Origin of the sequence: Pontibacter liquoris, assembly GCF_022758235.1 — a bacterium.
GTDB classification, from domain to species: domain Bacteria; phylum Bacteroidota; class Bacteroidia; order Cytophagales; family Hymenobacteraceae; genus Pontibacter; species Pontibacter liquoris.
The window spans coordinates 776,781-797,034 of sequence record NZ_JALEBG010000003.1 but is presented as its reverse complement, the minus strand read 5'-3'; the positions used below and the strand labels follow the sequence as shown (position 1 = coordinate 797,034).

At 52.4% G+C, this 20,254-nt stretch carries 23 protein-coding genes; 19 read left to right on the top strand and 4 right to left on the bottom strand.

The window, feature by feature from the left end:
- Positions 1 to 28 precede the first annotated feature (28 nt).
- The 9 genes from odhB to LWL52_RS20375 all read left to right on the top strand — a co-directional run bounded on the left by odhB (position 29) and on the right by LWL52_RS20375 (position 7,052).
- Positions 29 to 1,612: a 2-oxoglutarate dehydrogenase complex dihydrolipoyllysine-residue succinyltransferase gene (gene odhB, locus LWL52_RS20415; RefSeq protein WP_242923806.1), complete on the top strand. Its 1,584-nt coding sequence runs from the start codon at positions 29 to 31 to the stop codon at positions 1,610 to 1,612.
- A gap of 36 nt (positions 1,613 to 1,648) precedes the next feature.
- Positions 1,649 to 2,014 (top strand): four helix bundle protein, encoded by a 366-nt coding sequence (locus LWL52_RS20410; protein ID WP_242923805.1) that lies wholly within the window; start codon positions 1,649 to 1,651, stop codon positions 2,012 to 2,014.
- A gap of 31 nt (positions 2,015 to 2,045) precedes the next feature.
- Positions 2,046 to 3,449 carry a dihydrolipoyl dehydrogenase gene (gene lpdA / locus LWL52_RS20405; RefSeq protein WP_242923804.1) on the top strand — a complete coding sequence of 468 codons (1,404 nt, stop codon included), beginning with the start codon at positions 2,046 to 2,048 and terminating at the stop codon, positions 3,447 to 3,449.
- A 300-nt stretch (positions 3,450 to 3,749) separates the two neighbouring features.
- Positions 3,750 to 4,601: an ABC transporter ATP-binding protein gene (locus tag LWL52_RS20400; protein WP_242923803.1), complete on the top strand. Its 852-nt coding sequence runs from the start codon at positions 3,750 to 3,752 to the stop codon at positions 4,599 to 4,601.
- Positions 4,591 to 4,782 (top strand): hypothetical protein, encoded by a 192-nt coding sequence (locus LWL52_RS20395; protein WP_242923802.1) that lies wholly within the window; start codon positions 4,591 to 4,593, stop codon positions 4,780 to 4,782. The genes LWL52_RS20400 and LWL52_RS20395 overlap by 11 nt, the downstream gene beginning before the upstream one ends.
- Positions 4,783 to 4,786: 4 nt before the next feature.
- Positions 4,787 to 5,536 carry a hypothetical protein gene (locus LWL52_RS20390; RefSeq protein WP_242923801.1) on the top strand — a complete coding sequence of 250 codons (750 nt, stop codon included), beginning with the start codon at positions 4,787 to 4,789 and terminating at the stop codon, positions 5,534 to 5,536.
- Between the two features lies 1 nt (position 5,537).
- Complete coding sequence (locus LWL52_RS20385; protein ID WP_242923800.1) at positions 5,538 to 5,909, top strand: GntR family transcriptional regulator; 372 nt, start codon at positions 5,538 to 5,540, stop codon at positions 5,907 to 5,909.
- A gap of 38 nt (positions 5,910 to 5,947) precedes the next feature.
- On the top strand, positions 5,948 to 6,142 hold the full coding sequence (locus tag LWL52_RS20380) for a hypothetical protein (protein WP_242923799.1): 195 nt from the start codon (positions 5,948 to 5,950) through the stop codon (positions 6,140 to 6,142).
- Between the two features lie 121 nt (positions 6,143 to 6,263).
- The gene (locus tag LWL52_RS20375) at positions 6,264 to 7,052 is read left to right on the top strand and encodes a pentapeptide repeat-containing protein (RefSeq protein ID WP_242923798.1); all 789 of its coding nucleotides are present in this window, start codon (positions 6,264 to 6,266) and stop codon (positions 7,050 to 7,052) included.
- Positions 7,053 to 7,101: 49 nt separating this feature from the next.
- Here the strand turns inward: LWL52_RS20375 and LWL52_RS20370 are convergent, their stop codons facing one another.
- Positions 7,102 to 7,716 carry a hypothetical protein gene (locus tag LWL52_RS20370; RefSeq protein ID WP_242923797.1) on the bottom strand — a complete coding sequence of 205 codons (615 nt, stop codon included), beginning with the start codon at positions 7,714 to 7,716 and terminating at the stop codon, positions 7,102 to 7,104.
- Between the two features lie 282 nt (positions 7,717 to 7,998).
- Here LWL52_RS20370 and LWL52_RS20365 point away from each other — a divergent pair, with 282 nt between their 5' ends.
- The 6 genes from LWL52_RS20365 (at position 7,999) to LWL52_RS20340 (ending at position 14,101) form a co-directional block, all read left to right on the top strand.
- On the top strand, positions 7,999 to 8,727 hold the full coding sequence (locus LWL52_RS20365; RefSeq protein ID WP_242923796.1) for an ABC transporter ATP-binding protein: 729 nt from the start codon (positions 7,999 to 8,001) through the stop codon (positions 8,725 to 8,727).
- A 158-nt stretch (positions 8,728 to 8,885) separates the two neighbouring features.
- A complete protein-coding gene (locus LWL52_RS20360; RefSeq protein WP_242923795.1) occupies positions 8,886 to 10,130 on the top strand; it encodes an ABC transporter permease in 1,245 nt (414 codons plus the stop codon).
- A 168-nt stretch (positions 10,131 to 10,298) separates the two neighbouring features.
- Complete coding sequence (locus LWL52_RS20355) at positions 10,299 to 11,549, top strand: ABC transporter permease (protein WP_242923794.1); 1,251 nt, start codon at positions 10,299 to 10,301, stop codon at positions 11,547 to 11,549.
- Between the two features lie 136 nt (positions 11,550 to 11,685).
- A complete protein-coding gene (locus LWL52_RS20350; protein ID WP_242923793.1) occupies positions 11,686 to 12,783 on the top strand; it encodes an efflux RND transporter periplasmic adaptor subunit in 1,098 nt (365 codons plus the stop codon).
- Between the two features lie 194 nt (positions 12,784 to 12,977).
- Positions 12,978 to 13,466, top strand: coding sequence for a CHRD domain-containing protein (locus tag LWL52_RS20345; protein ID WP_242923792.1), 489 nt, complete (start codon positions 12,978 to 12,980; stop codon positions 13,464 to 13,466).
- A 143-nt stretch (positions 13,467 to 13,609) separates the two neighbouring features.
- Complete coding sequence (locus LWL52_RS20340; protein WP_242923791.1) at positions 13,610 to 14,101, top strand: GNAT family N-acetyltransferase; 492 nt, start codon at positions 13,610 to 13,612, stop codon at positions 14,099 to 14,101.
- A gap of 26 nt (positions 14,102 to 14,127) precedes the next feature.
- Here the strand turns inward: LWL52_RS20340 and LWL52_RS20335 are convergent, their stop codons facing one another.
- Complete coding sequence (locus LWL52_RS20335; RefSeq protein WP_242923790.1) at positions 14,128 to 14,688, bottom strand: DUF4864 domain-containing protein; 561 nt, start codon at positions 14,686 to 14,688, stop codon at positions 14,128 to 14,130.
- Between the two features lie 139 nt (positions 14,689 to 14,827).
- Between LWL52_RS20335 and LWL52_RS20330 the strand changes: the two genes are divergently transcribed.
- The 4 genes from LWL52_RS20330 to LWL52_RS20315 all read left to right on the top strand — a co-directional run bounded on the left by LWL52_RS20330 (position 14,828) and on the right by LWL52_RS20315 (position 18,171).
- The gene (locus tag LWL52_RS20330) at positions 14,828 to 15,619 is read left to right on the top strand and encodes a phosphatase PAP2 family protein (protein WP_242923789.1); all 792 of its coding nucleotides are present in this window, start codon (positions 14,828 to 14,830) and stop codon (positions 15,617 to 15,619) included.
- 62 nt (positions 15,620 to 15,681) lie between these two features.
- Positions 15,682 to 16,956, top strand: a complete 1,275-nt coding sequence (locus LWL52_RS20325; RefSeq protein WP_242923788.1) for a zinc dependent phospholipase C family protein — start codon at positions 15,682 to 15,684, stop codon at positions 16,954 to 16,956.
- A gap of 221 nt (positions 16,957 to 17,177) precedes the next feature.
- Entirely contained in the window at positions 17,178 to 17,543 is a 366-nt protein-coding gene (locus tag LWL52_RS20320) for a hypothetical protein (protein ID WP_242923787.1), read from the top strand.
- Between the two features lie 193 nt (positions 17,544 to 17,736).
- Positions 17,737 to 18,171: a hypothetical protein gene (locus LWL52_RS20315; protein ID WP_242923786.1), complete on the top strand. Its 435-nt coding sequence runs from the start codon at positions 17,737 to 17,739 to the stop codon at positions 18,169 to 18,171.
- Positions 18,172 to 18,250: 79 nt separating this feature from the next.
- On the opposite strand, the gene LWL52_RS20310 is transcribed toward LWL52_RS20315, so the two are convergent.
- Together LWL52_RS20310 and LWL52_RS20305 are read right to left on the bottom strand one after the other, a co-directional pair.
- Complete coding sequence (locus tag LWL52_RS20310; RefSeq protein WP_242923785.1) at positions 18,251 to 18,616, bottom strand: hypothetical protein; 366 nt, start codon at positions 18,614 to 18,616, stop codon at positions 18,251 to 18,253.
- An 86-nt stretch (positions 18,617 to 18,702) separates the two neighbouring features.
- Positions 18,703 to 20,226, bottom strand: a complete 1,524-nt coding sequence (locus LWL52_RS20305) for an HTTM domain-containing protein (RefSeq protein ID WP_242923784.1) — start codon at positions 20,224 to 20,226, stop codon at positions 18,703 to 18,705.
- Positions 20,227 to 20,254 lie beyond the last annotated feature (28 nt).

The following is a 20,254-nucleotide window of genomic DNA, read 5'->3' as shown; positions in this document are numbered from 1 at the left end:
TAATTCGTAATTCCTAATTGAATAAAATATGAGCTTAGAAGTAAAAGTGCCTGCTGTGGGTGAGTCGATCACCGAGGTAACCATAGCCCAGTGGCTAAAGAAAGACGGCGACCGCGTGGAGATGGATGAGGTGATTGCGGAACTGGAATCTGATAAAGCCACGTTCGAACTGCCCGCCGAAGCTGCAGGAATTTTACGCATTGTAGCCCAGGAAGGCGACACAGTGGATGTGGGGGCTATTATCTGCCGCATCGAAGACAATGGCGCTGCCACCAGCCCAGCCGCTCCCGCAGCTGCTGCCCAGGCATCAGCTCCTGCTGCTCCGGCAGCGGCCGAGCCTGCCCAAGCATCTGCCACGCCAAGCGGTGCCGGCGAGGCCGTGGAAATGAAAGTGCCGACTGTAGGCGAATCGATTACAGAAGTTACCATTGCCAACTGGCTCAAACAAGATGGTGACCATGTAGCCATGGATGAAGTGATCGCGGAGCTGGAGTCTGATAAAGCTACCTTCGAGCTGCCGGCAGAAGCGGCTGGTACCCTGCAGATCGTAGCCAAACAAGGCGATACAATTGAGATCGGTGCCACCATTTGCCGCATACTGCCAGGTGCAGGCGCAGTGCAGGCAAACGCACAGGCTGCTGCCAAGCAGGAGGCGGCTACCCAGCAGGTAGCCGCTGCGCAGCCAGCCGCCGCTACGTCTGGTGCCCAGACTTATGCTTCCGGTACGCCATCGCCGGCGGCCGGTAAGATCCTTTCCGAGAAAGGCATTAACCCCGCTCAGGTACAGGGCACAGGCCGTGATGGCCGCATCACCAAAGAAGATGCCCAGGGCGCGCAGGCCAGACCGGTTGCACAGCCAGCTGCCGCAGCTCCTACTAAACAAGAGGCTGCTGCCCCAGCTGTAGCCGGCGAGCGCAACCAGCGCCGCGAGAAAATGAGCTCGCTGCGCAAAACCGTTTCCCGCCGCCTGGTGCAGGTGAAAAACGAAACGGCCATGCTCACCACCTTCAACGAGGTAGACATGAAGCCGATCATGGACATCCGCGCCAAGTATAAAGACAAGTTCAAGGAGAAGCACGAGGTAGGCTTAGGCTTTATGTCGTTCTTCACCAAGGCGTGTACTGTAGCCCTGCAGGAGTGGCCGGCCGTCAATGCGCAGATCGATGGCAATGACATGATTTTTAATGATTTCTGCGATATTTCCATTGCCGTGTCGTCACCTAAAGGCCTGGTGGTACCGGTTATCCGTAACGCCGAGCAACTGACGCTGGATGGCATCGAAAAAGAAGTAGTGCGCCTTGCCAAAAAAGCCCGCGATGGCAAGTTGTCGATCGAGGAGATGACGGGCGGTACCTTCACTATCACCAATGGTGGTGTGTTCGGTTCCATGATGTCTACGCCGATCATCAACGCGCCGCAGTCGGCTATACTTGGTATGCACAACATCGTGCAGCGCCCGGTTGCCATCAACGGACAAGTAGAGATCCGCCCGATGATGTACCTGGCCCTGTCTTATGACCACCGCATCATCGACGGCCGTGAGTCGGTAAGCTTCCTGGTGCGTGTGAAGGAGCTCATCGAAGATCCGATGCGCTTGTTATTAGGCGTCTAAGCTAAATTATGAATTAGAAATTAGAAATTAGAAATTGTGCGGGAGGAGAAGAAGGAGAATGTCATTTGCGACAAGAGCTATGCTTTTGCCCTTCGTGTAATCAAGCTTTATAAATTCTTAACAGGAGAACATAAAGAGTTTGTACTTGCAAAGCAACTGCTACGAAGTGGTACTTCCATTGGGGCAAATGTAGAGGAAGCCATTGCTGCAAGTTCTAAAGCTGATTTCATTCATAAATTAAACATAGCCGCAAAAGAGGCTAGGGAAACCTCATACTGGCTGCGCCTGCTTAAGGACAGCCAGTACATTCCCGAAAATGCGTTTGATTCCACACATGAGGATTGCATGCAGTTAAGAAAGATCATCAGCAAAATCCTTATCACAATGAAGTCAAACTCATAATTTCTAATTTTTAATTTCTAATTTGAAAGAAATGAAATACGATGTAACCGTAATCGGTTCTGGTCCTGGGGGCTACGTGGCAGCGATCCGTTGCGCGCAGCTGGGCCTGAAAACTGCAATCATAGAGAAGTATAACGTGCTGGGCGGCACCTGCCTTAACGTGGGCTGTATCCCGTCCAAAGCGCTGCTCGATTCGTCGGAGCATTTTCACAATGCCGCGCATTCCTTTAAGGAGCACGGCATCGAGCTGGAAAACCTGCAGGTGAACATGGAGCAGATGATCACGCGCAAAGCAGGCGTGGTAAAGTCGAACAACGATGGCATTGCGTTCCTGATGAAGAAGAACAAGATCGATACCTACTTCGGCCTGGGATCTTTTGTGAACAAGAACACGATCAAAATCACCGACGCCGAAGGCAAAGAGCAGCAGATCGAAACAGACAGAACTATCATCGCAACGGGTTCCAAGCCAACCTCCTTGCCGTTCCTGCCTGTTGATAAAAAGCGCATCATTACGTCTACAGAGGCGCTGACACTCACCGAGGTTCCGAAAAACCTGATCATTATCGGGGGTGGTGTGATCGGCCTGGAGCTGGGTTCGGTGTATGCACGCCTGGGAGCAAAAGTACAGGTGATAGAGTACATGGATTCCATCATCCCGACCATGGACCGCGCCCTGGGCAAAGAGCTGATGCGCATCCTCAAGAAAACACTGGGCTTTGAGTTCTTTATGAGCCACAAAGTGACTGGCGCTACCAACGAAGGCGAAACAGTAAAAGTAACAGCCGAGAATCCGAAAGGTGAGGCTGTGACGTTCGAAGGCGACTATGTGCTAGTATCGGTGGGCCGCAAGCCCTACACCGAAGGCCTGGGCCTGGAGAACGCCGGCGTGCAGATGGGCGAGCGCGGCATGATTGCCGTGAACGATCACCTGGAAACCAACGTACCCGGCATTTTCGCCATCGGCGACGTGATCCGTGGAGCGATGCTGGCGCACAAAGCCGAAGAAGAAGGCGTGCTGGTAGCCGAGTATATGGTGGGGCAGAAGCCGCATATCAATTATAACCTGATCCCAGGGGTGGTGTATACCTGGCCGGAAGTGGCTGGCGTAGGCTTTACCGAAGAGCAGCTGAAGGAGCAGGGCCGCGCTTACAAAACCGGTTCGTTTCCGTTCAAAGCTTCGGGCCGTGCCAAGGCATCCGGCGATACGGATGGCTTTGTGAAAGTGCTGGCCGACCAGGCGACCGATGAGATTCTGGGCGTGCACATGATCGGCCCGCGCATTGCCGACCTGATCGCAGAGGCAGTAACGGCCATGGAGTTCCGGGCTTCTGCCGAAGACGTAGCCCGCATGAGCCACGCGCACCCGACCTACGCCGAAGCCATGAAAGAAGCGTGTCTGGCAGCCACCGAGAATCGCGCCATCCATATATAAGCGGCTATTCACGAGCTATACATGCAGCGCCACCCTCCAACAGGGTGGCGCTGTTTGTTTTTATACCTCCCAAAGTATGGCCTGGCAGGTGCGCGTTTCTGATGCCTGGTTCAAAGCTGCGCGCAGGCCTGTAAGTTGCTGTGACTCTTTGAGTAGCCACAGCTGATGAACTGCCTTTTATACTTGCAACAGCCTCTGTATGACCTCTAAAAAATATTTATACTAAAATAGTTGGTATTTCTGAATCATTATATACATTTGTAGTGTACTAGATAACTAATACACCACACGAATAAAACTATGATAAAACTATCAGACATTCACTTCAGGTATAAAAAGAAGAAGCCGCTCTTCGATAACCTGAATCTAACCCTGCAGCCGGGTTTTATCTATGGCCTGCTGGGAAAAAACGGTGCCGGCAAGTCATCGTTGCTCAAACACATCAGCGGCTTGCTTTACCCCGACAGCGGCCACTGTAATGTGTTTGGGTATGAGGCATCGGCGCGCAAGCCCGAGATGCTGCAGGACGTGTACCTGATTCCGGAGGAGTTTAACCTGCCACCCCTTAGCATGGCCAGCTTTGTAAAGATCAGCGCGGTTTTCTACCCCAAATTCAGCCACAACCAACTGCAGGCCTACCTGGCAGAGTTTGAGCTGGACGAGGCGGCCAGGCTATCGACACTGTCGTACGGGCAGAAGAAGAAGTTCCTGATCGCCTTTGGCCTGGCTACTAATGCCCGCGTGCTGCTCATGGACGAGCCCACCAACGGCCTGGACATTCCTTCCAAAAGCCAGTTCCGCAAAATTATGGCCGCAGCGCTCGACGAAGACAAGATCATCATCATCTCTACCCACCAGGTGCGCGATTTGGAGAACCTGATCGATAACGTGGTGGTGCTGGAGAGCGGCCAGATCATCTTTAACCACAACATTGCCGAGATCTCCGAAAAGCTGGCCTTTGAACACAACCTGGCAGGCATACCGACCGACGAGGTGCTGTATGCTGAAGAGATGCAGGGCCGCAAAGCAGGCATTGTGAAAAACCTGGCCGGTCAGGACAGCCGCATCGACCTAGAGCTGCTGTTTAACGGCATCGTGAAAAACGCAGCAAGTATAAACGACCACTTTGCCAACTACAAGTATGAATACTAAACCACTTCGCTTCAGGCTAAAGCAACTATGGCTGCCTGTCGGTTCGCCGCTTATTGCCGTTATGGCCATTGGCTGTGCCTTGCTGGTAGAGACCCGGCCCGTAGATTATACCCAAACGTTGGAACTGGTGCTGAAAGGCATCGTCAACGATTCCATACTTCTAACCATTCCTACAAAATAGAACGATGACTACTGACCTGAACCTGAAACGGCTGGGCTTCTTTTTAAGAAGGCAGCTATACTTAAATTTTAGCACCATGTGGATGGCGCTGGCAACCATCCTGGGCCTGCTGTTCCTTATCTCGGCCATTGTGCTCTATGCCCGGCCCGCTATCGTAATGGGGCTGCCCGGCCTGATGGGACTGCGCAACTTTTACCTGGTGGTGTTTATGCTGGCTGGCTACGTGTTCACCAGCAAGGTGTTTGACGAAATGCACGCGCCGCAGAAAAGCTACATGTTCCTGACGCTGCCCGTGTCGGCTACAGAAAAGCTGCTGAGCGCCTGGCTCATCACGTCGCCGGTGTATGTACTGTTTTTCGGCCTGGTTATGCTGCTGCTTTCCCTGTTCGCCTCCCTGTTTTCCGGGCAATTGCATGCGCTGCCCTACCTTTTCGACGAGCATTTCTTTAACTGCATCAAAGTATACCTGGTGACGCAAGCTGTATTTTTGCTGGGCGCTACTGCCTTCCGGGGCAACAACTTCCTGAAAACACTGCTGGCCCTGATCGTGGTGGCATTCGCCATTGCTGCCTACACCGGCGGGCTCGGCTACCTGCTGTTTGGGCAAAGCAACTACCGGGGAGGCCCGAGCGATGAGTTTAAAGATACGGCAGAGTACATCTTTAAAAATATTATCCCGCTGCTGTTCTGGTGGCTGCTGGCGCCTTTTATGTTGCTGGTTTCTTATTTCAAACTAAAAGAAAGGCAGGTGTAAGATGGAGTATAAAGAGAATCAAGCCATTTACCTACAGATCGCCAACCGTTTTTTCGAGAACATCCTGCAAAAGAAATGGGACAGCGGCGACAAAATTCCCTCTATCCGCGACATGGCCGTGGAGTTTGAGGTGAACCCCAATACCACGATGCGCACCTTCAATTACCTGCAGGACAAAGGCATTATTTACAACAAACGGGGCATCGGCTACTTTCTGGCAGATGACGGTTTTGAGCGCACCATTGCCATTAAAAAAGAGCAGTTTCTGGAAGAGGAGTTGCCGGTGTTCTTCAAAAATATGCAGTTGCTGGGCCTCTCGCTCGACGACCTGAAAGCCTATCACGAAAAGGTAGCCCCCAGCCCGCAGCAGTAAGTATAAACTTATTTGTTATGACTAAAGCACGAAACACGATGAATACGAGTAATAAACTTTTGCTGGGCCTGTTGCTAACGGTGGTGGCCTTTATAACCGTGATGATCGGTACTGCTAAATTTTACGAACAGGAAAGAAAAGCGCAGGAAGGATCAGGCCGGGAACTTATAGCGCCGCCTGCACCTCCGGCACCACCCGCTACGCCGCCTGCGCCTGCGCTACCGGGAAATTAAACAGCCGGGCCGCACCCAGATTTATAGTGGGGGAAGTATAAATTTAGGTGGGGCCCTGCAACCTTTGCGCTTTTGCTTCCATCTCTTAGGCACAATAAAAGTATAACTCCTAAGAAATAATATGATGAAAAAGCTACCCCTGATACTGGTTATTCTGTTGCTGCCCCTCCTGTCTTTTGCACAAAGCAGTGTGAATGCCGCCGACATTGTGGCAAAGATTAACCGTGGTGAGGCCGTCTCTTATAAGAACGTGGTTATAACGGGCGATCTGAATATGACCAAGCTCAAGAACATGAAACAGAAGGGCAATAATGGCGATAACAGCTCACGGGAATTCCTGAGTGTGGTTACCGTTCCGCTCACGTTTGTGAACTGTACTTTCCGGGGCGATGTGCTGGCTTATTTTAACCCTGATAACGGCCGCAACATGGTACGCTCTATAAACGAAGTATACAACACCGACTTTGCAAAGGAGGTCCGCTTTGAGAATTGCACCTTTGAGCAGGAAAGTGCCTTCAAGTATTCTGCGTTTAAAGGGGGCGCTTCTTTCGCCGGCAGCCGTTTCGCTGAAGAAGCTCTTTTCAAGTATAGTGACTTCGATAAACTGGTAAATTTCAGCCAGGCCCGCTTCAGCGACGACGCAAACTTTAAGTATGTCAGCTTTCCGGTAACGGCCAACTTCAGTGGCGCTGTGTTCGGGGGAGAAGCTAACTTTAAGTATGCCAAATTTGCGGAAGGGGTAAGTTTTCAGAAAGCTGTATTTGATGGACTGGCCAACTTTAAATATGCCAAGCTCTCGGAGCCGTTTAACCTGCGGGGCGCCTCCTTTAAAGGCGACGACGACTTTAAGTATACCAGCCTCAACAACCAGTCTGTCACCCTCTCGAGCCTGCAACAGGACAACCAATAACCTATTTCCTGCTACAAAAGCGCCACCCCACTCAGGTGGCGCTTTTGATTTAGCTACCCTGCAGCATGGCCAGCAGCCTGCCGGTGCCGTCTGCCGGACTATATGCTTTTACCGGCGGTAAGCCCAGCCACGCTGTGCGCACCTCGTTTACCACCGCCAGTGTTACTGGTGGCTTTAAGCGTTCGGTTGCCAGGGCAAGGGCTACAGCCGTTTTCAGCACATTGGCTTTCACCCGGATAGTATGCGCCGCGTAGCGGGCCGGGTGCAGGTGCACATGCCGGCCCGCCACCACGCCCCAGCGCAGCACCCAGGTTGTTGTATCCGACAGCGTAAGGAGCTGGTAAGCGCTTTCGCCTGAAAGAAGGAATTGCTGAAAGGCCTCCGGCGCCAGCAGGTTGTGTTGCTGCAGGTATAAGATCACTTCTTCGGAGATTTGCTGCAGCGAAAGCGGGCCCGTGTACAGATCCAGCTGCGAGGCGGTGCCGATGGTTAAAAGTGCTGCCTGCAGCTCCGGAAACGGCGCCCCGCTACCTTGCCGGACAAACGCCTGCAGGTAGCCCAGGTGGTGTTTGAGCGGGTGCAGGAGAATGGGTTCGGGCAGCTCTGGCAACAGCATCTTATCAACCCTATACTTATACTTGACGGGGTGGGTTGGCGTAATCACTTTCAACAATTTTTTTCCGGACCGCAGGCAACCTGCCGCCGCTTTCCTGCATCTGTCATCGTACAGGCGCCTCTGGAACCCTGGTGGTATTAGGGTGCCAGCAGCGGTTATCCTGCCTTGCCGAAGCATAAGCGCGTTTTTCCGGCTTTAGTAGAGGAAGAAATGCTGTAAGTCGATGGATATACGTTGTAAGTATAATCTTGCCAAGAAATAATTAAACAAGTGGTACCTTGTATAACCTACTAGCGTACACACTAAGTACAGTCACTTTATGCCAGGCCTATGATCCAGTTAAACAACATCCATAAGTATTATGCGATGGGGCACAACAAGTTGCATGTGCTGAAAGGGATTGATGTGCATGTTCGTGAGGGAGAGCTGGTGTCGATCATGGGCTCTTCCGGCTCGGGTAAATCCACGTTGCTCAACATCCTGGGTATTCTGGACGATTACGATGCCGGCGATTATACCTTGGCAGGCACCCCCATCAAAAACCTGTCGGCAACAAAGGCAGCTTATTACCGCAACAAGTTCCTGGGCTTTGTGTTTCAGTCCTTCAACCTGCTTTCATTTAAAAATGCGATGGAGAATGTAGCCCTGCCGCTTTACTACCAGCAGGTGGGCCGCAAACAACGCAACAAGCTGGCGCTGGAGTACCTGGATAGGGTAGGGCTGAAAGACTGGGCAGAGCACTCGCCCAGTGAAATGTCGGGCGGGCAGAAGCAGCGCGTAGCCATTGCCCGGGCCCTGATCTCACAACCCAAATTGATACTTGCCGATGAACCTACCGGTGCCCTCGACACGCAGACTTCTTACGAAGTGATGGACATTTTTAAAGAGGTGAACCGCAAAGGCATGACGGTGGTGATCGTAACGCACGAGAACGACATTGCCGCCCAGACCCACCGCGTCATCCGCCTGAAAGACGGCCTGATCGTGAACGACGACCACGGCTTGCCCGAGCCTGTTGTTACGGAAAGCGAAATTCTAAATGAGCGAATGCGAAATTGAGTGAATTTATACTTCGTGTGCCCAGACATCTATTCCGGAAGAATTCAGAAAGTATAGAATTGTCAGTAATTAACAACCAGCAATTAGCAATTAAGTCATTCAACAGTCAACCCATTCGCGCAATCACTCATTCACCAGTTCATACTTAAAACAGGCAGATGTTCGACATAGATAAATGGCAAGAGATACTGGGCACGATGCAGAAGAACAAGCTGCGCACGTTCCTGACGGCTTTTGGCGTCTTCTGGGGAATCTTTATGCTGGTGCTGCTGCTGGGAGCAGGCAAGGGCCTGGAAAATGGCGTGTATAACCGCTTTGGCGATGGGGCCAAGAACAGCCTTTACCTGTATGGCGGCAAAACGGCACTGGCAAACCGGGGCCTTGCACCGGGCCGCGAAATAACCCTGACCAACGAGGACCTGAAAGCCATCGACCGCCAGATAGCCGACCTGAACATGCTGGCGCCCCGCAACCGCATAATGGGCGAGTATACCATCAACTATAAAAAGCAGAACGGCTCTTTCCAGGTGTTCGGCGCCGAACCGGATTTTCTGGACCTTAATGGCGAGCGGGCTTTCCGGGGCCGGCTGCTGAACAGCTTTGATGAGAAGGAGCGCCGCAAAGTAGTGGTAATAGGCGAGCAGGCGGCGACTGTGCTGTTTGCCGGCGAGGAACCGGTAGGGAAGTATGTGAACATCCGGGGCATTTATTTTAAGGTGGTGGGCACGTTTAAGGTGCGCGGCAACAACGGCAGCCGCCGCGAGGAGCGTGCCTACATCCCGTTTACCACGCTGCAAGCCACCTTTAACCAGCCTAACCAGGTGCAGATGATGGCCTTGGTGGCGCAAAACGGGGTGCCTGCTACTGAGATGGAAGCGCGCCTGCGCAAGCTGCTGGCACAGCGCCACAAGTTCTCGGAAGACGATGACATGGCCCTGGGCATTGAGAACACCGAAACCGAATACCTGAAAGTGCTGGGTTTGTTCAGCGGCATCCGCCTGTTTGTCTGGATCGTGGGCATCGGTACCTTGATAGCGGGCGTAGTGGGCGTGAGCAATATCATGATGATCATTGTAAAGGAGCGCACCCGCGAAATTGGTGTCCGCAAAGCATTGGGGGCCACGCCATTTTCTATCGTGAGCCTTATTCTGCAGGAGTCGGTGGTGATCACGGCTTTCTCGGGCTACCTGGGGCTGCTCACGGGCACGGGCATTCTGGCAATCCTGGAATACCTGATGGCCTCTTCCGGACAAGAGGCGCCTTTCTTTGCAAATCCCGAAGTAGACCCCGGTGTGGCCGTGGCCGCTACGGTGGTGCTGGTGCTATCGGGTGCGTTGGCCGGACTGATGCCTGCCCTGAAAGCCGCCAACATCAAGCCGATCGAGGCGCTAAGGGCGGACTAAGTATAATTTTGAATAAATGAATAACTGAATTCTGAATAAGTGATGCGTGAATACTACTAACCGGTACTGTCATCCTGGAAGGAACTTGTTGGCGAGGTGACAAAGCTTAAATAAGATGAATATTAAGTACTCTCTTATTCAATAGTAAGTTTTTCAAAATTAAAAAGCATGATCGACATCGATAAATGGACCGAGATCTATAACACCGTAAAAAAGCACAAGCTGCGTACGGCGTTAACGGCCTTTGGTGTGTTCTGGGGCATCTTTATGCTGGTGGTGCTTTTGGGTGCCGGCAAAGGCCTGGAGAATGGCATCGTCGGCGAGTTCAACATTGCCAAAAATGCGGTGTTCGTCTGGACGCAACGGACCAGCGTGCCGTATCACGGGTTAAAGGCGGGCCGCTTTATTCAGCTCACCAACGATGACATTGAGGCCATCAAAGCAAATGTGCCCGAGGTAGCCGTCATCGCGCCCCGCAACGAGATTGGCGGCGACTTTGCCGTGACTTTTCAGAATAAAAGTTCCTCCTTCAGCGTGCAGGGCGAAACACCGGCCATGCTGCTGGTGCGCCCTACCAAACTGCTCACCGGCCGCTTTATCAACCAGAAAGACCTGGACGAACGCCGGAAGATAGCTGTTGTGGGGCCGCGCACCCTCGAGCTGCTCTTCAAAGAAAAAGGCGACCCGCTCGGGCAGTACATCAACATCAAAGGAAATTACTTTCAGGTAGTGGGCACTTTTACTCCGGTGGGCAAAGACGAGGACGTAGTGGAGGATGCCAAGGTGATCTATATTCCGAACACCACGCTGCAGCAGACTTTTGATCAGGTAAACCAGATAGGCTTTTTTGCCATGACGCCCCAACCCGGCATAGCCGCCGAGGTGATAGAAACCAAAGTAAAAACGCTGCTGATGAAGCGCCACACAGTAGCCCCGGACGATTTGAAGGCCTTTGGCTCGGCCAACGTGGAGAAAGAGTTTCAGGATGTGCAGGGTATGTTTGCGGGTATTTCGGCATTCAGCTGGCTGGTGAGCATCGGCACTATCCTGGCAGGTATAATCGGGGTAGGCAACATCATGCTGATCGTGGTGAAGGAGCGCACCAAGGAGATCGGGGTGCGCAAGGCACTGGGTGCTACCCCCTGGTCTATCATCAGCCTCATCATTCAGGAGTCGGTGGTGATTACCGGCCTGGCGGGCTACCTGGGGCTGCTGGCAGGCACGGGCGTAGTAGCCCTGATAGAGTACCTGATGCACCGATTTAACATCAAGGCGGGCTTCTTTGGAGCTCCGGAGGTCAGTCTGCCCATTGCGCTGTCGGCCACTATCCTGCTGGTGCTTGCCGGCGCTGTGGCCGGCCTGATCCCGGCGGCCAAAGCGGCCCGCGTAAACCCGGTGGTAGCGCTTCGCGACGAGTAAGGGAGTGGCAAGTATAAACCAGTTCCTTTTATCATCCTGAAAGGATCTTTTGAAGGATAATAACTTTTAAGGATGATAAAAGGAAGTGCAGTGAAGTATGGCAATCGATAAATGTTAATTGATAAATAAAACAGCAATGAAAAAGGTTTTATTAGGACTGTTCGGGTTAGTGTTTGTGGCCTTGTCGGTATGGCTGGGCTACTACTTCTATAAGAAAGCGAATACCGATCCGGTGGTGTACAAGACAGAGGCGCCCTTTACCACGGATATCGTGAAAAAGACGGTGGCTACGGGTTCCATTGTGCCCCGGCGCGAAGTACAGATCAAGTCGCAGGTGTCGGGTATTGTGGAGGAGCTGTATGTAGAAGCCGGGCAGCGCGTAAAAAAAGGACAGCTGCTGGCTAAGATCCGTATCGTGCCTAACATTGTGAGCGTCAACAACGCCGAGAGCAGCGTGCAAACGGCCCGCATCAATTACGAAGAAGCCAAACGCGAGTTTGAACGCTACCAGCAGCTTTATGAGCAGAAAGTGATTGCCGAACAGGAGTACCGCAAGTATAAAGCAGACTTTGACCTGAAGCGCGAGGCGATCCAGTCGGCAGAGAACAACCTGCAACTCGTGCGCGAAGGCGCCTCCAAGCGTAGTGGCCAGTCGTCGAATCTGGTCTACTCCACCATTGATGGCATGCTGCTGGATGTGCCGGTAAAAGTGGGCACCTCCATTATCGAGCGCAACAACTTTAACGAGGGCACCACCATTGCCGCCGTGGCCGACATGGGCAGCCTGGTGTTCGAGGGCAAGATCGACGAATCGGAGGTAGGCAAGCTGAAAGAGAACATGGACCTGCTACTCACCATCGGTGCCATCGAAGGGCGGGTGTTCAATGCCAAGCTGGAGTACATCGCTCCCAAAGGCGTGGAAGAGGAAGGCTCCATCAAGTTTCCGGTACGGGCTAAAGTGATGCTCGACGACAAAGATTTTATACGTGCCGGCTACAGCGCTAACGCCGACATTGTGCTGGACAAGCGCGAGAAAGTGCTGGCCATAAAAGAAAGTATGCTCAAGTTCGACAAAGAAAAGTCCTACGTGGAAGTGGAAACAGCGCCGCAGGTGTTTGAAAAGCGTCAGGTGATAACCGGTCTCTCGGATGGTATTAACATCGAAGTAATTTCCGGTTTAAAGAAAACCGAGAAGCTGAAAGTGCCCGATGCCAACCTGGCGCAGAATATGTAAGCTACAACCCCTTACCTGCTTTGCCGGAGCCTCGTATGCAGCTCGCCCGGCACGAGGCTATACCTGCGTATTTTTCTGATTGGTTAGCTGTTTTTAGTAACTCACGGAATAACAGAACGAAGGAGTAAACTTTTGAAGAGGGCAGCAGTAAACTATACTTACCCAAGTGTATATGTTTATAAACGAGACCTTTTATGAAAGCTAAAAAACTTACTTACCGCAATTTACCTTTGTTCTGCCTGATGCTATTAACCACTTTTATGTGGGGATGTAACCAGGACGATGACGAGATCCAGCTGGACCTGGTGAGCTTTAATAATGTGGCGCTAAGCAGCCACAACGAAGTGCCGGAATTTAACTCCATCGGCACAGGGCAGTTTAACGGCGTCTATAACAGGCAAACCAAAAAGATAACCTACAATGTTACCTGGGTGCTGAGCGACCTGGATGATAACACCGTAGGCATGCACTTCCACGGCCCGGCTTCACCAAATGAAAGTGCGCCAGTTGTGATTCCGGTAACCGGTTTCTCCGATAACAGCGGCGGCACCTTTTCCGGAACTACCCGCGCATTAACCAAAGATGAGGAAGAACAACTGCTGAGCGGCAAATGGTATTTCAACATACATAGTACCACCCACCCAACCGGTGAGCTGCGGGGCAACCTGCTGCGCAAGAAATAACGATACTTATAATTGTAACAGGAACCCCTGCCATAGCAACAACTATGGCAGGGGCTTTTTTATACTTACGGCAGTAAGCCAGGTGGCGCCATGTGCCCTGATTTATTACCTTTGCAGCCTGCTTATACTTTTAGCGCATCCTTATGGCACAGCATTATAACACACCTTCTGCAATACAGATTGTAGATTTCAACCTGTTTTACGCCAAAGCTTTCTACGACCTCAACCACGAGTGGATCTCCAAATACTTTGTGATGGAGGAAGCAGATACCAACTCGCTCAGCGATCCGCAGGGCTATATCATCAACAAAGGCGGTTACATTCTGATGGCGCTTTTTAATGGTGAGCCGGTGGGCACCTGTGCCTTGGTAAAAGAGGAGGAAGGCGTGTTTGAGCTGGCAAAAATGGCTGTAGCGCCTAAAATGCAGGGCATGAAGATCGGCCGCATGTTGGGCGAAGCAGCCCTGGACCGCGCCCGCCGTGCCGGAGCGCACAAAGTATACCTAGTCTCTAACCGGCGCCTGCAAACGGCCCTGAACCTGTACGAGCGCCTGGGTTTTGTAGAAGTGCCCATGCCGCCCAGCATCTATGAGCGTGCCGATATCCGGTTGGAACTGGACTTAACGGAAAAGTAGGCGCGACGCCTTGCCTGCACTTTGTGTCAGGTGAGGCTGGTTTCTGGCTGTGGTGCCATGCGGGCCACTCCTTCGGTCATCCAGCAGCCTTTGTAGCTGCCTTTGCGCTGCCGGGCAAGTATAAACAGGAACGGGGTTTGCTGGCCGTCGCGATCCGTGATCACCACGAGCTGGTAAGCCATATCGCCGGTAACAATCAGTTTGCCTGCCTTGTATTTTCTGAAGTTTAACATGGGGCTGTACGCCGGGTCGCGCACCAGCATCCGGAAATGATTGATGGGCCCTAAGTGCATTTTGTTGACCGGCGAAGAAAAATTAAAGACCGTGATCACGCCACTGTCATCGGGGTCGTTCTGTTGCAGCGCCAGCAGCTGAATACGGATCACTTCGCGCGGGGTGAGAGCCTTGTCTGGCCGGATCTGTGTCCATTTGGCCGTATAACCTGCGCCGGGCTCGGTGGTGATAGCGATCAGGTCCTGGTGCCTGTCCGGGGTGGGAGCCGGCGGAAACTTGGCCCACAACCACACCAGCAACAGAATCCCTGTAGCCAGCATTACTCTATCGAACACCCGATCAAGCCCCTTCATAAAAATATGTACTTTAGATAGGTGCCGAATGTTGTGGTCAGGCCTTGTTTAAGGGTATAACCACCTCCTGGCAAAGGCAAGGGAACGAATAGCGAAACAAATCACCGGCGCTGCGTATATGTTCAGCAGTTAGTCCGCCATGAAAAACATCCTGAGCCATTATGTCCGGCAGTTCCTTGCCTGGTTTCTGCACCTGCGGCCGGTGCAGCGGTTCCGGCAGCGCAATCCCCTTACGTCCAGGTTTATCGCCAACAGGTTTGATCCCAAAGCGTTTACAGGCTTACCCCTGAGCCTTATGATTCTTGCCTTTGGCATCAACATCGCGCTGCTGTCCGAGCTAACAGAGAACGTGTTGGAATCCGAGAGCATCGTAACCATTGATAAGAATTTTACAGCCTTCCTCTTTAGTATGCGTAGTGAGTGGCTCAGCCAGGTACTGTATGTTTTTACGCAGTTAGGCGAGCAGTGGGCGGCCCTGGGAGTAGGAGGCATTTTGTCGCTCATCTTCCTGTTCCGGAAAAAATATGTTGCCCTGATCGCTTTCTGGATAGCGCTGGCCGGTGTGGGCATCACCACCAGGTATGGGAAAACCTATATTGCCCGCGACCGCCCGAGTGAGGTAGCCTATTACAAAGTAGAGCATTTCTCCTTTCCCAGCGGGCACGCCACCACCGTCATGGCTGAGTATGGGCTGATCGCTTATTTTCTTTTCCGCCATTACCGCAAGCGGCGCCAGCGCCGGGTTTTACTTGGGGTCGCCGCCGTGCTGATCCTGATCGTTGGTTTTAGCCGGATATACCTGGGGGTGCATTATCTATCGGATGTGCTGGGAGGTTTTTTGCTGGGCGCACTCTGGCTACTGGTCGGGGTCAGCCTGATGGAATTAATGGCCTACAGGCGGCAGAAGCAGGAGGTAGGCAACCATACATAGTTAAACAAGTATATGGAGCTAAACCTATACTTCTGCGTGCATCGGTACGCAGGTTCTGTGTTATGGAAAAAAAGAGTTGCCGCATCCTCGCTTGTCTTTTCTTTTTAGTGCTGTCAGGCACCTTTGCCGCTCCGGTAGCTGCTGCTTACAGCGTACTTACCCACCAGGCCGTGATCGACGCTGCCTGGGCAAAAGGCCTGCAGCCCTTGTTGCTGCAACGTTTTCCGAAATCGACCGCTGAAGACCTCCGGAAAGCCCATGCCTTTGCCTACGGCGGGGCCATTGTGCAGGACATGGGCTATTATCCTTTCGGCAGCACCTTTTTTACGGATCTGACGCATTATGTCCGTAGCGGCGACTTTGTGGCGCAGCTGCTTCGCCATGCCAAAACCCAGGAGGAATATGCCTTTGCCCTGGGCGCGCTGGCTCATTATAATGCCGATATCTTTGGTCATCCGATCGGTACCAACCACGCAGTGCCGCTGGTGTATCCGAAGATAGGCGCCAAGTATGGCAACACCGTAACCTATGCCGAAGATCCTCTTTCGCATATCAAAACAGAGTTTGGCTTTGATGTGCTGGAAGTGGCGCGTGGCAACTATGCCCCAGAGTCGTATCATGATTTCATCGGTTTTGAAGTAGCGGACGAGCTCCTGGAAAAGGCTTTTTTAGAAACGTATGGCCTGGAACTGAAAGAAGTGTTTGTGAGTCTTCCGCTGGCGGTGGGCACGTACCGTTATACCATCAAAAACATATTTCCGGAGCTGACCAAAGCTGCCTGGCAGGCCAAGAAAAACGAGATACAACAGGCCAAACCTGGCGCCACGCGCCGTGCGTTTGTGTACCGCATGAGCCGGGCCAGCTACCGGCAGCAGTGGGGGCGCGACTACGAGCGGCCCCAGTTCTATGCCCGGGCGCTTGCCTGGGTCATTAAAATGCTGCCTAAAATAGGCCCCCTGCGCCCGCTGGCCTTTGTGCCTCCTACGCCGGCGGCAGAGGAAGTATACTTTAAAAGTTTTAATGCCACGGTAGATGCCTATAGCGCCATGCTGCAGCGCATGCGGAAAACGGATGCTGCGCCACACCTGCGCAACCTGCAACTCGATACCGGGCAACCCACAGCCCCGGGCACCTACAAGCTGGCGGATGAAACATACGCCAAACTACTTGCAAAGCTGTCGGTTGACGAGTTTAAACACCTGACGCCTGCCTTGCGCCACAACATCATGGCTTTTTATAAGCAGGTGCAAACGGCAAAGCAGGTAAACGAGAAAGCAGAAGCCTGGAAGGAAACACAGCAGGCACTTGCCCGCCTGGAGGCCGCAGAGGCATTATAACGCGATGGGAATGGGCCGCAGAAATTGTACAAAATAGATTCTTTTAAACAGCGTGTCAGGTAGTGAAAGAAGCCTGAGGATGAAAAAAATCAGGTGTAATACGCAACTATATACGCTGTTCTGCGATAAAAGAAGTCAGACTACCTCCTAAATAGCCGGTAATTAAGCAAGGCGAGGTATTGTGGTAGAATTGTACTAATATTTTAATTGCACTACAAATTATGGAAAACAACACGAATAAAAACCCGCAATCACAGGCGCAAGCCGGAAACAATACATCTGCTCAGAGTGGCCAGCAAGCGCAAGGTGCAAGCCATACTTCTACCTCCGGAAAAAGCAGCCAGCAAGGCACTTCCGGTAAAGGTGGCTTAAACGATATCACCGGAAACCTGACAAGTAAACTGCAGCAGTTCGGAAGCACAGCTGCTGAGAAAGTAAACAACCTGAGCACTACCCAGAAAGTTGTAGGCGGCTCTTTGCTGGCCCTGGGTGCCGGCTGGATTGCCATGAACCAGATGAACAAAAAGGGCGCTATTGGTTCTTCTTCCAAAAAGATGAAAGGCAGTGGCTCTTACAATGGCCGCTAGAAATATAACGGAATAACGTTAAAAAGCCGGGCTTACCTGTAAGCCCGGCTTTTTTGTTGCCCCAAGGGTGCTGCGCGTACTTATACGGCAGCTGAATCCGGGGCAGGAGCAGCGGCAAATGTAACCTTCTGCCGGGCAACAGGCTATACAGACAAACTGTTCTGACCAACATATAACCTAATACAAACAGACTATGGGAATACTGAGATCAATGGCAGCAGGCTTTGCCGGCGCCTGCGTGCTTACAATGGCACACGAAACGGCAAGAAGACTGTTTTCTGATGCCCCGCGCATGGATATACTTGGCATGCGGGCAATTTCTAAAACAATGGAGAAACTAGGTGAGGAGCCTCCGCAGGAAGATGAATTGCACACCTGGGCCCTGGGCGGCGATATTGTCTCTAACGGGATCTTCTATAGCTTTGTCGGCACCGGCGAGGATGCGCTCTGGAAAGGGGCTTTGTTAGGGGCTGCCGCGGGCGCCGGGGCTATTTACCTTCCCGGCCCGATGGGGCTTGGCGAAATGCCGAGCAACCGCACCCCGGTAACGCAGGCTATGACGGTAGGCCTGTACCTGCTTGGGGGCTTAACGGCTGGTACCGTGGGCCACTTGCTGGCAAAACGCTAGCTGAAAGTAAACGAAAACAAAAAGAGCAGGTATGTATTACCTGCTCTTTTTGTTTTCGAACGGAGCGTTCTCTTAAAACTTAATCGGTTGTGCCACCGCCAGTAGTACCACCTGTTGTCGTGCCGCCAGTCGATCCTGCAGTAGTGCCTGCTGTAGTACCGCTCGTAGTCCCGGTTGTTGTGCCACTAGTGGTAGAGCTTGTTGTCGTTCCCATGGTTGTCGTACCTGAAGTGCTTCCGGCGGTGGTGCTCATTGTGTCAGCGTTCATGGTATCGGTGCCCATGTTGCCCGAATTGTCCATACCAGCGTCATTGCCATTCATGTTTGTTCCTTCGTCCGTAGTAGTTTTGGTATCCGTACCTGTTGTGGAGTCTGATGAACAGCTAACCAGGCACGGCGACAGTAGCAAAGCCCCGGCTACCAGGTATACATAAGTCTTTTTCATAAAGTAAGTGTTTTAATGGTTTAAAGTTTGTTTTAAGTATAGGTAATTGTTTCTGTTTCAGGTCTGAAGCACACTTTGGGTAAGTGTTAATGTTGTTGCGGCTGGTTGGCACAGCCGCAGAGTACCTCGCGGGTGGGCTCGGCTACCTGGTAGTCAGGCAAAGAAGGTTCTTTCATGTAGATCACCTCCAGTTGCCGGATGGGGCGTTGCGGGTGCGCTTCGTTCCAGCGGCGCATCAGGTAATTGCAGTAATACGGGCGCATGTATGCATTTCGCACAAACAGGTAGTTTTCGGAGTATTTACGCCAGCGGTCATTTTTAAAGAGCGATACCACCGAGGCTGGCTTGGTATAAGTGGCCGCTTCTCCTTCGTGGTTGAGGTCGATCGTTTTGCCGCTTGCGGTTTGCCCCTCCAGAATATACCAGCCATCATCTTTAAAAACCACCGGCGCAAACATGCCCCAGTGCTGGTCCAGGCGCAACAGGTATCCAAACCAGCGGCTACTGTCGGGTAATTGGGGTATGCGTAGCGCTGTGCCGCTCAGGTTCCACCAGATGCAATACAGGAGCACCACGCTTACAAACCCGTTGCGAAACTGGGGCCACAAATGCCGCGGCACCAGTGGCCTGTGCAGGCGCACCTGTATGCTGACCAGCGAAGGCCTGCGGATCTGCTCAAAGAGGCGCTTAAAGTGCCCCGTATACGGCCGTCGGAAAGAGGCAAGCAGCCGCCTGTCCAGCCAGTCCATGACGGGGCGTGGAAGCAAACCTGCTATCGAGGCGATGTTGATCAGGTAAAATAAGCCTACAAACAACGTCAGGCTGATGCCGATATGAAAACCAAGGAGCACCGCTACCACCACCATCCGGAAAAAATTATTGTAAAAAGGGATGAGCAGCAGGAAGGGCAGCAGCAACTCTACATAATAAGTGGTGAGGGTGAGGGTATGGAGTAGTTCCGGGTAAGGGTAGATCAGCCGTCCGCCGGGCATTAGGATCTGGTCCAGGCTGAGGGCATAGTATAAAGCGGTGCCTTCGGTGCGCCATTCCGGCGAGTTTTTCAGCAGGGCGGTACAAAAGTATACGAGGCAGATCTGCAGAATGTAGGCAACTGTGGCAGCGCTGAAATAAGTCGTGTCTGCTGCTAGCGGTTGCTTCTGTTGCGTGGCATCGTAAGCGTAATAGCGGCCCCAGGGCAGAAACATGCCCCAGAAAAGCAGCATCCGCAGCAGATCATCGCCCCCTTGTGTAATGAGCGTGTTGCGGTTTTGTAACGAGACCAGCAGCAGCCAGCTAATAACCGTTGCAAGCCGTGTTTTATACCCTATCAGCAGGCAGCCTGCAAACGCGGCTGCAATGATAAACAGCAGCACTTCGAACTGCCACATACCGCTCAGGGCATGAAAGGAAAAAAATTGCGCAGGCCAGAGGTACTCGTGCAGGACATACAGGGGCAGCACGCCCATATTGGAGTAATGGGCCTCCAGGTCGGTGGCTCTGATGGCCAGATCGGTTAAGATGATGCCCGCCAGCCAGATCCGCATGATAGCGAGTGCCCGTAAATCGACGGTAAACACTTTCCGGAAGTATAGCTCAACGTACGTCATCATTTCCTAACTAGTAGCATGTATAAAAACA

Excerpts from the sequence above, each read along its gene's own strand:
- odhB (WP_242923806.1), top strand. The coding sequence starts at position 29 with ATGAGCTTAGAAGTAAAAGTGCCTGCTGTGGGTGAGTCGATCACCGAG.
- lpdA (WP_242923804.1), top strand. The coding sequence starts at position 2,046 with ATGAAATACGATGTAACCGTAATCGGTTCTGGTCCTGGGGGCTACGTG.
- LWL52_RS20400 (WP_242923803.1), top strand. The coding sequence starts at position 3,750 with ATGATAAAACTATCAGACATTCACTTCAGGTATAAAAAGAAGAAGCCG.
- LWL52_RS20395 (WP_242923802.1), top strand. The coding sequence starts at position 4,591 with ATGAATACTAAACCACTTCGCTTCAGGCTAAAGCAACTATGGCTGCCT.
- LWL52_RS20390 (WP_242923801.1), top strand. The coding sequence starts at position 4,787 with ATGACTACTGACCTGAACCTGAAACGGCTGGGCTTCTTTTTAAGAAGG.
- LWL52_RS20385 (WP_242923800.1), top strand. The coding sequence starts at position 5,538 with ATGGAGTATAAAGAGAATCAAGCCATTTACCTACAGATCGCCAACCGT.
- LWL52_RS20380 (WP_242923799.1), top strand. The coding sequence starts at position 5,948 with ATGAATACGAGTAATAAACTTTTGCTGGGCCTGTTGCTAACGGTGGTG.
- LWL52_RS20375 (WP_242923798.1), top strand. The coding sequence starts at position 6,264 with ATGATGAAAAAGCTACCCCTGATACTGGTTATTCTGTTGCTGCCCCTC.
- LWL52_RS20365 (WP_242923796.1), top strand. The coding sequence starts at position 7,999 with ATGATCCAGTTAAACAACATCCATAAGTATTATGCGATGGGGCACAAC.
- LWL52_RS20360 (WP_242923795.1), top strand. The coding sequence starts at position 8,886 with ATGTTCGACATAGATAAATGGCAAGAGATACTGGGCACGATGCAGAAG.
- LWL52_RS20355 (WP_242923794.1), top strand. The coding sequence starts at position 10,299 with ATGATCGACATCGATAAATGGACCGAGATCTATAACACCGTAAAAAAG.
- LWL52_RS20350 (WP_242923793.1), top strand. The coding sequence starts at position 11,686 with ATGAAAAAGGTTTTATTAGGACTGTTCGGGTTAGTGTTTGTGGCCTTG.
- LWL52_RS20345 (WP_242923792.1), top strand. The coding sequence starts at position 12,978 with ATGAAAGCTAAAAAACTTACTTACCGCAATTTACCTTTGTTCTGCCTG.
- LWL52_RS20340 (WP_242923791.1), top strand. The coding sequence starts at position 13,610 with ATGGCACAGCATTATAACACACCTTCTGCAATACAGATTGTAGATTTC.
- LWL52_RS20335 (WP_242923790.1), bottom strand. The coding sequence starts at position 14,688 with ATGAAGGGGCTTGATCGGGTGTTCGATAGAGTAATGCTGGCTACAGGG.
- LWL52_RS20330 (WP_242923789.1), top strand. The coding sequence starts at position 14,828 with ATGAAAAACATCCTGAGCCATTATGTCCGGCAGTTCCTTGCCTGGTTT.
- LWL52_RS20325 (WP_242923788.1), top strand. The coding sequence starts at position 15,682 with ATGGAAAAAAAGAGTTGCCGCATCCTCGCTTGTCTTTTCTTTTTAGTG.
- LWL52_RS20320 (WP_242923787.1), top strand. The coding sequence starts at position 17,178 with ATGGAAAACAACACGAATAAAAACCCGCAATCACAGGCGCAAGCCGGA.
- LWL52_RS20315 (WP_242923786.1), top strand. The coding sequence starts at position 17,737 with ATGGGAATACTGAGATCAATGGCAGCAGGCTTTGCCGGCGCCTGCGTG.
- LWL52_RS20310 (WP_242923785.1), bottom strand. The coding sequence starts at position 18,616 with ATGAAAAAGACTTATGTATACCTGGTAGCCGGGGCTTTGCTACTGTCG.
- LWL52_RS20305 (WP_242923784.1), bottom strand. The coding sequence starts at position 20,226 with ATGATGACGTACGTTGAGCTATACTTCCGGAAAGTGTTTACCGTCGAT.